The organism is Gluconobacter sp., from assembly GCF_047723935.1.
Classification (GTDB): Bacteria; Pseudomonadota; Alphaproteobacteria; order Acetobacterales; family Acetobacteraceae; genus Gluconobacter.
The window spans coordinates 1-12838 of the sequence record NZ_JBDOBO010000063.1; the positions used below are offsets into that span (position 1 = coordinate 1).

The window sequence follows — 12838 nt, forward strand, 5'->3', positions numbered from 1 at the left end:
TGTATAAGATACATTCACTGTTATACCATTGAACTCAGTTAAATCACACGACAAGCAGAAGACAACGAAGCGATGGGAAATGATATTTTAAGATTTCAAAATTGTATATTATTTCAGAGATTATAGACTTTTTGAAACAAATTATTGTATAATATCAAATCCTTTTGTTCCAGCACCCCGCTGGAACCTTTCCGTGTATAGGAAACGTTACTTCATGTCGTCCAGTCAGGCACCTGCGCCTCTCAGTTCTTCCCAACTTCGTATTCTAGCTTTGGCTTCACTGGGAGGAGCGCTGGAGTTCTATGATTTTGTTATTTTTGCATTTCTCGCAAAACTGATTGCCGCTCATTTCTTCCCGGACAGCCAAGCTGAATGGCTGCGACAGGCCGAGGCCTTTGGTCTGTTTGGTGCTGGCTATCTGGCACGCCCAGTAGGTGGCCTCATCATGGCCCATTTTGGAGATATTGCGGGCAGAAAGAAGGTCTTTACTCTTAGTGTACTGCTTATGGCACTCCCAACGCTGTTAATGGGACTTCTGCCCGGCTATCAGACACTCGGAGTTATCGCCCCACTCATTTTGCTTGTTCTGCGCATCATGCAGGGCGCTGCAATCGGTGGTGAGGCGCCTGGAGGATGGGTTTTCGTCTCTGAACATGCTTCCCGCCACCGTGTTGGCCTTGCAACAGGCCTTCTCACTGGTGGACTTACGGGCGGTATTCTCCTTGGATCCGTTGTTATTCTCTTGCTACACGCCGTATTTCCACCTGATGTGGTGTCCACTTGGGGCTGGCGCATTCCCTTCGTTCTAGGTGGTATTTTCGGTTTTGGGGCAATGTTTCTTAGGCGATGGCTGGAAGAAACCCCGGTATTCCGGGAAATGCATGCGACCGCTAAAACGGCTGAAGCCATGCCGGTAAAACTTCTGCTACGTGACCATCGCCGCGCTATTTTATGCTCAATGATGACAACGTGGACGCTGACAGCAGCCATCGTGGTGCTTGTTCTCATGATGCCGCCTCTGATGCAGACCCTTCATCATGTGTCACCTTCTCAAACCATGCTGGCAAGCCTTGCTGCCACACTCTGCCTGACAATTTCTGTAGTTCTGGTCAGTGCGCTGACAGACATCGTGCCCCTCAAACTACTTAGTCTCATTTGCGGTCTGATGCTGGCTTTGGGAGGCTTCGGGCTCTACGCACTCTTTCCGCTGCTCTCCGGAGCCCTTGCTCCCTGGGCGGCATTTAGCGGCCTGTGTTGTGGATTTGTAGGACTCGTTCCTGTCGGAATGCTTCGCGCATTCCCCGCTCAGGTCCGCTTTTCTGGGCTCTCACTATCCTATAATATTTCATACGCAATCTTTGGGGGCCTTACCCCCGCTATTATTTCTGCCCTGACGCCACATACACCGCTCGCCCCGGCCATCTATGTTGCATTTACTGCACTGATCGGCGGTATTGGTCTCTGGTATTCACCCCAAAAGGGGTAATAAGGAAAACTGTCTGTTATCGTTTCAACTCCTGGTATCGGGCCAGTATTGCCCAAACCAAAGCAACGATAACAGATGCCATTGAAAAGGCTGCCACCCAAAGGAAGATAGCGGTGATCGGTTCACGCCAAAAGGCAATAACAAAGCCCAGAAGCGGAAAAACGACCCGTCCGATCCTTACTGGTCTAGGTAAGATCTCCTCAGGCAAGCGCGCAAATCGTAGCATTTTAGGTTCGCATGCTGCCTGTAAGCCAAGCCCCAGCAGCCAGAACACCATGCAAAGAGCAAGACTCACAAACGACGCACCATCTCAAGAGTGACCAACCCAAAAAAGAGGGCGCACAGATCCGTAGCCGCAAAAACTGTTGGCGCATGAAAAATGGACGCGCCGGGACGTGTAAAAAAGTCCAACGGTGTCAGGCAAATACTGAGGAAGGCCAGTGCACTTAATTGCATCCTCCACCCTCGTCGTGAGTGATGGAGTAGGGACCAGATCAGACCAGTCACAGTGCATAGGGCCCAAATGGTAAAGAAACAGTGGACCTCTGCCAAATGACGCTCAGGCAAAAATACCGGCAAAAGCCTGTTGGCCCAGAAAAAAGCAAGTGTTGCCAGAAGAAATCCGGGAATAAAGCCAATCGTAAGCCCTTCGGCGACCCGGAAAATGACACGCAGGCCGGACATCTTCCGCCGCTTCATTAGAAAAATGATTGACCCACTTGCGAACATCACGGCGCCCATGATGCCGGACAGGAAATACAGCCACCGTAATCCCGGCCCTGTCCAACGGGCATAGTGAATGCCTTCCATGAGTTGCTGCGTTTGCGTGACTGGCGTTGAAAGCAGAACATGACGTAAAAAATGTCCATCAACCGGGCTAAAATCTACATGTTCTCCCTTCAGTCGGGGGACAGACATGTCCAATCGACTGAAGAGAAGGCTTTGGGGCAGGAATAGAATAAAACTCGTTTGGTCTTTACCGAGTGTCTTTTCAGCTTCCTGGAGAAGAGGCGGGAGAGAAGGACTGACCGGAAACTCTCGTTTTTTCTTCGGTGGCACCAACTCGGTTGGATGCGGTGAAACAATATTATGGATAGAACTGATGTACGATACAGGCGGAAAGAGCGTTCGTGCGCGAATGAACGTGCCCGTATAGGCCATCATGATAACGAACGGGATGAAAGGGACGCTAGCGAGGACATGTACGTCCAACCATGCACGCAGTCTTGATGCGAAAGGCCTTACCAGAAGCAGATCCGAAACCAGTCCTCGCAAATGAATGATAATTCCTGACCCAACTGTTACAAGAAGGGCCAGACCCGCCGCAGCAATAAGTGTTGCTCCGTAAATGCCAGTCCTCAGCGTATAATGCAGATCATAGAAAAATTTCCCGCCAGCAGTATCGCGGGCCTGAAGCAGCTCTCCAGTTTGCGGATTATAGGGGATCGTTAGGAATTCATATCCATCATGGTGCTGCACTCGCAAGAAGGGGTCCCGCTGTGACGGGAGCGTGATGAACGGCTTTTCTCCTTGCACAAGCAACTCATGGACAACTGGAAGGGTGTGATCCAGTGATTGAGGGGAAAAAGCTGGTGCTTCTGGAGGTATTTCGGGTTGGAGCCAGCGCGTCAGCTCAGTATCAAAGACTGCAAGACTTCCCGTGACGAATACGCAAAAAAGAAGCAACCCGGCGATGAAGCCAACCCAGGCATGAAGCCAGCCCATGCGCGGACGAAGATTATCCTGCATCAAGAGTAAAACAGCAACGCAAGTGCGGCACAGATGCAGGCCGCGCCTGCGATAATCCCTCCAGACAAGGGTTTTTGTGTGCCAAAAGAGATGAGAAGAAGCACAGGAAACAGAGCGACTGCAATCATCTGGCCAAACACGAGTGAGTCATGTGGGGTACTCAGGCCCCATTGTGGAGATCCGACCGTTACGAGGTGTGCGAAAGTCCATGCCAGAACAAGGGCTAACAGCCCTCTCCACATCCACCATGATACAGGGGAGGATTTTCGTAAGCGTAAATGAGGTTTCTGCACTGTCATCGGGTGTAGTGTGTTCGCGACACTATGAGGTCTCTTGGTCTGTTAGTCGAGCAAATGCACTCGGTATTCGGGAGTTCTCTATAGCCGATTATGAGACATTTGTTGACGTAACAAAGTATAAATCTCGTTTCTCCGACCTGAGTGCGAAATTCCTGTCTTTTTGAATGGTGCATTCACGATTAATGAATGAGAGAGGCGTAGGAATCACGTCCACCTAGCAAAATTCCATGGCGGACTTAATTCTTCTGTTCTGATGCGTATCAAGCCCATGACAATGAGCTAGAGGAGACTGTCAGCGAATATACCCGACTGCTTGTAACGAATTTTCGTGTTGATGCAGATGGTGAGTACAGACCAAGTCAGCTTTAGTAAAAAACATCTGATGCAAGCCAATCATGTGTTTGCTATGAACATGTCATGAAACGGCGCTCTATCCGCAAAAAAACTCCTGCCAGAAAAGCCTCTGCGCCTCCGCGGCAGGATAGAAAAGTGCTCGTCCTGATTGTTAGTATTACATTTGCGCTGCTGGTCGGCGCTGCCGGGTTTCGGACCTTCCTGACGTCACATCATCATGCAGCCATTGGCGGCCCTTATGCATTGACCGACGGGCAGGAGCACCCTGTTAGCCAGTCCGACTTTCAGGGACGCTATACGCTGATTTATTTTGGCTACACTCACTGTGTAGACGTCTGCCCCCTGACGCTTGAAACAGTTTCGTCAGCTCTGGATGAGCTCAACACCAAAGGTAACTCTGTCACACCTATTTTCATCTCCGTTGACCCGACACGCGATACCCCTCAGGTTGTGAAGGAATATGTGGAGAATTTCTCGCCCAAAATCATCGGGCTAACAGGCACGTCTGAGCAGCTTCAGCCCGTTATGGAAGCCTTCCATGTTAAGATGCAGCATCATTCCGGTATGGGGTCTAAAGATCTGATTGATCACAGTTCTCTACTGTACCTGATGGACGGCGAGAACCAATTAGTCGGAATGATACCCGTTGATTCCAGTGCGCATCAGATAGCGACAGATTTAAAGCGTTTATTGCTGACCCATTCTTGATTCACGATAATGCCAGAGCCTCCCCGCTACAACCAAACAGATCATGGATATTCCCAGTTCTGGCAACAGAACGGCAAGAATACAAAGGACACCTACCGTAGCAGAGCCCATTCGTGACGATGGAAGGGAGGGCGGTACTCCGAATTCTCCTTCTGGCCTGCGTTTGAGCCAGAGAACTGTTGCTGCACAACTCATCAGCAGAAGCCCGAGGGCAACCAGAAGATTGAGCAGCTGATTTGCCCATCCAAACAGGTGTCCCTCATGGGCTGCAACGCCATATCCTATGATCCGGTCAATTGCTGCCTTTTGGGAAAAATGCTCTCTCACGATGATATGCCCATCTCCCGTGACGTTCACACTCTCCCTGAGAGGCCGGTTCTGGGCATCGGATCTGATGCTCCAGACACCATCAGATCCATTTGGGGGCGTGATAAGAACAGGAGCAGCAAGTGATAGCGTTTCTGCTGTCCGGGCCACATTGTTCAGGCCGTTCAAGTTCACCTGCGACGGCATATCCTCGGACATGTCCATGCCGGGCATATCTTCATGGTGTGACACCATCGGGTGGCCAGCTATTGTCTCCTGGACCGGTACCGCACCAATTTCCCAGTCTTTCACTGATGTGATGCGGCCTACAGTCTTCTCGGCAGAAAGAAGGGCATGCCCCCAGACATATGACCAGGGGAGGCCAGACACCAGAAACAGTGTCAGAACGATGGAAACCCAGACCCCTGTAACGGCATGGAGATCTCTCCATCGTGCCCGTCCAGTCTGGTTAGGGCGTGGGTACAGCACACCGGCCAGTCCCCGTTGGTTTCGTGGCCACCATAGCCAGAGACCCGAGAGGATAAGGACGATTGTCCATGACGCGACCATCTCCATGATAATCGAGCCCAGATTGCCCAGTAGAAGCTGGCCATGCAGCTTAAAAACCAGTCGTTCAAAGCGATGCTCTTCAATCACGGTCTTCAGAACGATATGGCGGTTTCGATCTACATAAACTCGCATGGCCTCACCATCCGCGCGATTAACCAGAATGCGTGCAGCGCTGCGTGGGGAGGTCGGAACTTCGTACGCAAGAAAGCTGCTATTAGGTACTGCTTTCAGAGCAGCATTGACGTCCTTCTGCGGCAACGAGACGATCACCGCGGGAAGGTGATCGTATTTCCAATCGATCCACCCATCGATCTGTGGCTTGAACAGGTAAACGCTGCCCGTGAGAGACAAGAGGGCAACGAAGGGGAGGCAAAAGAGCCCTGCAAAGAAATGCCATCGCCAAACTGTAAGGCGATCGGGGGCCCAGGACGCCAAATCATCTTTCATACTCATGCGCATCACAATTTTATCCGTACGCCGCCGAAATATGCCCGGGGAGAGCCGGCATAAATCGATCCAGTGCTATTCATCAATGTTGCTGCCGTTGCTTCTTGCCCGTTTGCTTGCAACTGATCGCTGATATTTGTCGCGCCAGAGACATAAGTCTGGTTGGTGACGTTTTGCACCTCGAAATACCAGTGCAGACGGTGAGCCCAACCCATCCGAGCTGGGGGATCGTAGTGCATTTCCAGATTCAAAAGGGTATATCCGGGCGCTTTCAGGCGGTTCGCATTATCCAGCCAGCAGGCATCTCGCCAGGTCACTTCTGCATATCCACCAACTCCCTCTAAGAAGCCAGAAGGCTGATCGTAAAGAAAACGGGCATTCAGGAAGTTGGGAATAACGCCGGGGATGTATTTCCCATTCCGGCTGAAACGCTTTGATGCGGTACTATTGGAAAGAACTTCCGTGTAGTTTGTGTAGAGTTGATTATCGTAGGTGTAGCTGAGCGAGATCCGTCCACCGGGAAGGGCATGGGCAAGCGGCTTCCAATCAGCTCCCACAACAATGCCACGATGCTGTGAGGCGGGGGCGTTGAATGTATAGGCCCCCACGGCGTTCACACCGGCGGACTGGTTAACGAGTTCATTGCTGTAAAACTCGTAAAATTCTGTGAGCTGAATATGTGTGGTCTCTGTTGGATGCCAGTCTGCTCCGAGATCAACTCCAAGGCTCGTTTGGCTCTTTAGCTGTGTATTGTTCCCGTATTGCCCTTGGGGCGTGATGAAGAAATTGGAAGACGACGGCGTGCCATAAGCTGTTCCAACCCGTGTGTGGAAAGTCCAGTGTTCGCTCGGATCGTAAATCAGAGCGCCTTCAGGCGCGAGATTGAAGTAGAAGCGGTTTGCCGTGACGTACTGGCTATGCACCTCGGAGGCTGAATATCCATATAGCGTCTCAGTGGCGCCAATATCGGAATACGTACCTCCCAGTCCGACAACAACATGCCAATCGGGTGCAAAGTGCCAGTCTTCCTGAAAGCGCGCGCCAAGGTTCCACTGATGTCCGTAGGAAGCAGAACTCATGGCGCCTCGGGTGGCACCGCCTGCCGGCATGATGTTGTACGTCTGATATCCATAGTCGAGGTAATCAAAACTCAGCCCGCCGAATGTATCGAGAGACGTTGTTCCGATCCGGGCGTGATTGGTAACGTCGCTGCTGACGTTATAGGAGTTGTAGGGGCCTACGAAAGACGTTGGTGAGGTGGGTTGGTCTACGTGGCGTTGATCGTATGTGAGCTGGTTACGCCAGGTCGTCTGCTCGTTAAAATCATGCTCCCACCGTAGTCCTGTAACGGTACGACGATCAAAACGACCCAGACCAGCAGCCTCGGGACTCATGGCGACTTTGGTGCCGTACCGGCCATTAACCAGCAGGTTGACGGAAGCGCACCCAGCACGGGAAGTGGACGTGTTGTAACATCCATTCTGATAAGGATTTGCGTGATACTGGTTCAGAGACAGGCGAACAGGTAGGGACGCGTCTGTCACGTTGTTGACGAACTTCAGGATGAGACGGTCTGAAGACGTCAGATTGATGCGAAGCCGGACGTTTTCTGTTGAAGTATTATAACGACTATTGGCGATAAACCCATTTCCACGGACGTCGCTCGCGAACACCATAAGATCGTAACGCTGGTTACCAAGTCCGAGCGTCGCGTAGTTGTTGAACATACCAAAGCTGCCGAAATCCGATCCTAATTCCAGCCCGTGAATGTCAGCCCCCTTGCGGGTTCGGAAATTGATTGCGCCATTGATCGCATAATTTCCGTAAACGGTAGATGCTGGTCCTTCGAAGACATCCACCCCCTGGTAAGCATGAGGGTCGATCAGATCGGCTCTTGCCGTTCCGTCGGGCTGCGTCATGGGGAAACCGTCTTCCAGAACCTGCAAGTTTTTAAGCCCGTAAGACTGCCGATCCCCCGATCCACGGACAGACACGACGGTATCGCGCGGACCATTGCCCTGGGTGAAACTGACCCCGGGGAGAGTGACAATCATGTCGGCGACGCTTTGGCCAATCTGATTCCCAAAACTACTTCGGTCTGAGCTGTAAGTCGTTTGCCCGGCCGGGCGGATAGGCGCGGGAGCATGCTTGGCGGCCGTGACGGTAATGACTTCCCCTTTAGGCTGTTTGGGGACAGCCGGAGCTTTACGTCGGCTAGCCTTGAGAGGCGTGCCCATCTCTTGGCGAGATGTTGCCAATGAGGCGGAAGAGAAGAAAAGGACGGCACAGGTCGTCACGCCTGCAAGCAGACGGGAAGAGCGATACATAGAATGAGGCATTGGTCTGAACCTGGATGGCAGCACGAAAACCCGCGTGCGCTTGCAGGCGGGTGGCTTTTGCAGTTCAGATCAGGCGGGAGGGCCTTGGGGGCACTGAGAGGCGCGTTCGGGAGTGGGTGGCCCGCGGATTGGGGTAAACATCCAGACGCGATGAACAAACGCAATACTCAGCGCTATCAGTGCGCAGAAAGCGATTGTTAGCTGGAAAAGATCCAAAGCATCAGAGAGCAGGAAGGCATCATCCTGCTGATCGTTCTGATGGTGGTGTTTGTCGGGAGCAGAATAAGCCTCCTGCGGGTCACAGAAGACGCTTAGTTTCGTCAATTCTTTCAGTGAATCGTCAAACACAGACGAAGTCGTCACGACGCCACCAAAAGTCAGGCGTGCCAGCAGGGCAAGCAGCACTAAGGGCCAAAAGCCCAATAGATATGCTGAGTTCCTGATCCGGCGATCCATACTGGATGTGCTACTCCACCTTTAGGGTTCTGACCAGATGGCGCCGTGATATTTGGTGAGCGAGGCAGAGGGCGAGGTGGGCCGAAACTGTAGGCCAGTTTCGGCGACATGGTGACATTGCGTTCAAATGCCGTCTGGAAGCGCAGTAGACTGTCGAGGTGCCTTCGCCAGAGCTTTTCTGGTCGCCAGAACAGAGAGCACAAGCCCCAGAATAGATGATGCCACCATGCCTGAAGCAGCGCCCATAGTGCCAAGGTAGGGCATAAGCACCGCAAGTGTCACAAATAGGACGCTCGTCCTGGCGATGCGAACCTGAAGGGCTCGGCCTGCATGACCCGTTGCAATAAGAGCGGGTTCGAAGCTGACCCCAATAAGGTCCAGAGAGGCGGCAATACCGAGGGTCACTAGCAAAGGAAATGCTGTTAAATAAGCATGTCCCGCCACTAACTGAAGGACAGGGCGGCCTCCCGCCACAAGAGCTACGGCAATGACTAGTGTCACAATGATTGCAAGACCAGTAGACCGGCGAAGCAATACCCTGATGTTGCGGGATTCCTGACTGGCATGAGCTCGAGCGAGCTCTGGCAATACAGCTCGAGAAAACATTTCTGATATACGGACGAGCGCCTGACTAAGCTGATAGGCCAAGCGATAATGGCCTGCGTCAGTTGCACCTGTAAAAATACCGACAAGCAGCAATACGATATTATTGCAGCCCGTCCCGATAATTGAATTCAGATTTGTAAGCCATGTGAAACGCCAGATTCCCGGGTTCTCGCACGGGGCTTGCCATCCTTGCCGGAGGTCACTCATGCGAAGAGACCGTGGCATGGTACGCAGGACGCACACCCAGTAGGCCAAGGCCGTAATAATGTCGGCAATGGCCCAGGCGACAAGAAAACCTGTAACTGTTGGGTGCCACAGGGTCGCGGCAATTGCCCCAATAAATCGCACGATTGGCGTTACAGCATCAGCCATTGCGCCTATACCGAAACGATCATGCAGCCGAAGTAACCCCACAGCCGTAGACCGGACAGACAATAGGATTACAAAACAGAAGGCCAACGCAGCGTGGGAAAGAGCGTGCGACCATCCGAGCAATGGACCAAGAAGAGTGACTCCGCCCCACGAAATCAGACACCCGGCTATGCCTCCAGACACGTCAAGAGCGATACAGAACCCCGTAAGACGTGACAGTGCGGCTTCGTCCCGTGCTGTCACGTGACGTACGCCATACCGAATAATGATTTGCCACGTCTGAAAACTGACGAACGCAGCAATAGCCTGAGCGGTACTGAAAACGAGCGTGAACTGGCCAAACCCTTCGCTTTTCAGCGTGCGAACGGCCAATCCCAGATAAATCAGACTCAGGACAGCACCCACACCTTTGCCTGCCAGAAGCCATGCAAGATTTGATAACGTACGTTTCAGTAATCCGTTTTCTCGAGACATGGTATTCAATGACGCTTGCTTACCAAATGAGAGAAAACTATATATTCAGGCATGAAGAACGTTGCATTTCTGTACATTGCTGAATCTTATCAGTGTTATCACGCTGCGGCAATTGCGCTGGAATTAGCTCAGTCTGACAAAATCAATATTACAAACTTTTACAACGACCCGGAAACGCCTTACCACCTGGAGAGAGTTCGTTACGCTGCGGGGGCTCCTGAAATGAAGTATCAGCCACTCCGTCGATCGTTTCCTACCGCTGCCATGCAGTCCATCCGTATCCTGGGAATGTTCAAGGATATGGTCCTTCGCGATAATGCTGCAGAACTAGATCGATACGATGCGATTGTAACAGTTGAGGATACGGTTGCGTCCGCAAGGCGTTTCGGCATTTCGTCACCTCGCCTGATTTATATCCCGCATGGATGCGGTGATCGAGCACGAGGCTTCACTAGTGAAGTCAAAGCGTTCGACCATGTTCTACTGTCGGGTCAAAAATCGGCTCAGAGAATGTTGGATAACGCTCTGATCAAACCTGAAAATCATTCAGTGATTGGGTCAGTCAAGCTGGAAACCTGCAAACTTTTTCCAGACGCAACACTGTTCTTTTCTACTCAACGCCCCACCGTGCTTTACAATGCTCATAAGGCGAGGGGCCTCTCATCCTGGAAGCAGTTTATCGAGCCTATGCTCGAGCAGTTTTCCGCGCAGTCCGATTTTAACTTAATCGTAGCGCCACACACAAAAATGTTTAGACGGCGACGACAATCAATTCGGGACAGTTGGAACGGTAGGAGCAGTTCTCAAATTCTGATCGATACCGGATCTGAGCGCTGTGTTGATATGACTTACACCTCTTCGGCTGATATTTACGTTGGAGATGTCAGTAGTCAGGTTTATGAATTCCTGGAAACGCCTAGGCCCTGCGTCTTTCTGAACGCCCATCAGATTGATTGGCGAAATAACCCTGATTTTGCGCACTGGCACTTCGGAGACGTCGTCGAGAACCCCCGCGATCTACTCGATACTATCCGTAAGGCCCCGGCACGCCACGCGCTATATCGTGACCGGCAGAAAGAAATGGCGGACAGGTCGCTGGGTGATCGCTCTCCCGGGGCAGCACGTCGCGGAGCAAACGTTATTCAGAGTCTTTTGAACACCTAATAACGATTTGGGGCTAGGCAGTGTTTAATCCAGCCTCACGGAGGGGCGTACAAAACCTTCCACCCAGTCAGAGTAACAAGAGATCAAGCCGCGATAGAGGCCAAAGATTTCCATCTGGTGCTTTCTGTAAAGCATCAGATGCCCCAGTCTGGCGGACAAGCCATGCGACAGACCTCCTCCCCAAACGGTGCCGCCGGGAAGGGCAGCCCAGCCATTGTATTTTCCCAACGCGACGATTGCGCCCTTATTATGGAAAATACACGCTGGTACCTTCTGACCTTTTTCGATCCAGGCGGGAAGGTAACGCGCAAGATGCCGAGCCTGCTGCCTGGCGACCTGCGCAGTTGCGGGGAGGGGATCATTCTCAATGAAAGAACAGTCTCCCATAGCGAAGATCCTGTCATCTGCGATCGAAGATAAATTTGGATTGACCAGAATCTGGCCGCTTTTGTTCAAAGCCAGGCCACCATAGGTTGTTGTAACTTCGGGTGCCTTGACGCCCGCAGCCCAGACCCGAAGCTTTGCCGATACCTGTGTCCCATCCTTCAGAATAAACCCTGTTGAATTTGCTCCCGCAACGCGGGCTGACGTCCGCACCGTTACCCCAATTCGTTCCAACTCCTGCTGGGCCGCCGCGGAGACTGATTCAGGAAAAGCTGGGAGAATACGTGGCCCAGACTGAAGAAGGGTGACCCTGAGCTTCGGTGGGGGCTTACCAAAGGCATGAAGGTTATATGGCCCGACGATCTCCAATGCTTTGTGTAATTCTGCAGCTAATTGGGTGCCCGTTGCTCCGCCGCCAACAATTGCAATATCCAACTCTGAATTGTTCGCGAATGATCGTAGAAGCTCCATCCGAAATTTTTCATTGAAAGCATTCGCTTCAACCAGATTATCAATGGAAAGACAGTGTTCCTTAACGCCTGGCGTCCCGAAATCATTGGCGCAACTGCCAATAGCAATGACTATGGTGTCATATTTAATGGTTCGGCTTTCCAGAACCACCGTACCATCTGAAGCATGAAGAGGACTGAGGACAACCTCATGTTTCTCTCGATCAAGTGACACAACTTCTCCCGGCCAAAACTCGAAATGATGACCGCTTGCCTGAGTGATAAAATTGATGCGGTCGTTTTCATTTCCCACCGTGCCTGACGCAAAACAGTGGAGCATTGGCTTCCAGACATGTGAGAAGCTTTTGTCAATCAGAGTGATGCGGGCTTTCCCAGGTTTGCCCATCGTTTTTCCAAGTCGCGTCGCGAGTGCAAGACCTGCAACGCCACCACCAACAATAAGAATTTCAGATTTAGACGCCATCGAATTTCTCGCCCCCTTCATTAGGAGTCAGGCACTAGGAAGTGATACAGATCGTTTCCGACGAAGTTGGTAACCGAATGATCTGGCCACGAATGTTGTGGTGGACATTAAGGTTTTTTGAAATGTGAGAAAGTAATATTCTAGTGATTTCATAGGATTTTCACGAAGAATATTGCTGATATGTTATAGTT

The 12838-nt window shown here is 51.7% G+C and carries 10 protein-coding genes; 3 read left to right on the top strand and 7 right to left on the bottom strand.

The features are described from left to right. Positions 1–214 precede the first annotated feature (214 nt). A complete protein-coding gene (locus ABF979_RS13720; RefSeq protein WP_415560421.1) occupies positions 215–1486 on the top strand; it encodes an MFS transporter in 1272 nt (423 codons plus the stop codon). Positions 1487–1502: 16 nt separating this feature from the next. On the opposite strand, the gene ABF979_RS13725 is transcribed toward ABF979_RS13720, so the two are convergent. Together ABF979_RS13725 and ABF979_RS13730 are read right to left on the bottom strand one after the other, a co-directional pair. Next, positions 1503–1763: a hypothetical protein gene (locus tag ABF979_RS13725; protein WP_415560423.1), complete on the bottom strand. Its 261-nt coding sequence runs from the start codon at positions 1761–1763 to the stop codon at positions 1503–1505. Between the two features lie 14 nt (positions 1764–1777). Continuing rightward, positions 1778–3211 (bottom strand): PepSY-associated TM helix domain-containing protein, encoded by a 1434-nt coding sequence (locus ABF979_RS13730; RefSeq protein ID WP_415560425.1) that lies wholly within the window; start codon positions 3209–3211, stop codon positions 1778–1780. Between the two features lie 740 nt (positions 3212–3951). On the opposite strand from ABF979_RS13730, the gene ABF979_RS13735 reads away from it, so the two are divergent. Then, positions 3952–4596: an SCO family protein gene (locus tag ABF979_RS13735; RefSeq protein ID WP_415560427.1), complete on the top strand. Its 645-nt coding sequence runs from the start codon at positions 3952–3954 to the stop codon at positions 4594–4596. On the opposite strand, the gene ABF979_RS13740 is transcribed toward ABF979_RS13735, so the two are convergent. From ABF979_RS13740 to ABF979_RS13755, 4 genes are all read right to left on the bottom strand, one after another. Further along, positions 4576–5925 carry a PepSY-associated TM helix domain-containing protein gene (locus ABF979_RS13740; protein ID WP_415560429.1) on the bottom strand — a complete coding sequence of 450 codons (1350 nt, stop codon included), beginning with the start codon at positions 5923–5925 and terminating at the stop codon, positions 4576–4578. The genes ABF979_RS13735 and ABF979_RS13740 overlap by 21 nt on opposite strands. Before the next feature lie 5 nt (positions 5926–5930). Beyond that, positions 5931–8156: a TonB-dependent receptor family protein gene (locus ABF979_RS13745; RefSeq protein WP_415560435.1), complete on the bottom strand. Its 2226-nt coding sequence runs from the start codon at positions 8154–8156 to the stop codon at positions 5931–5933. Between the two features lie 171 nt (positions 8157–8327). Further along, complete coding sequence (locus tag ABF979_RS13750; protein ID WP_415560431.1) at positions 8328–8681, bottom strand: hypothetical protein; 354 nt, start codon at positions 8679–8681, stop codon at positions 8328–8330. Between the two features lie 156 nt (positions 8682–8837). Continuing rightward, positions 8838–10166 carry a lipopolysaccharide biosynthesis protein gene (locus tag ABF979_RS13755; protein ID WP_415560432.1) on the bottom strand — a complete coding sequence of 443 codons (1329 nt, stop codon included), beginning with the start codon at positions 10164–10166 and terminating at the stop codon, positions 8838–8840. Between the two features lie 51 nt (positions 10167–10217). Between ABF979_RS13755 and ABF979_RS13760 the strand changes: the two genes are divergently transcribed. Beyond that, on the top strand, positions 10218–11330 hold the full coding sequence (locus ABF979_RS13760) for a CDP-glycerol glycerophosphotransferase family protein (RefSeq protein WP_415560433.1): 1113 nt from the start codon (positions 10218–10220) through the stop codon (positions 11328–11330). A 24-nt stretch (positions 11331–11354) separates the two neighbouring features. Here the strand turns inward: ABF979_RS13760 and ABF979_RS13765 are convergent, their stop codons facing one another. Further along, complete coding sequence (locus tag ABF979_RS13765) at positions 11355–12647, bottom strand: NAD(P)/FAD-dependent oxidoreductase (RefSeq protein ID WP_415560434.1); 1293 nt, start codon at positions 12645–12647, stop codon at positions 11355–11357. Positions 12648–12838 lie beyond the last annotated feature (191 nt).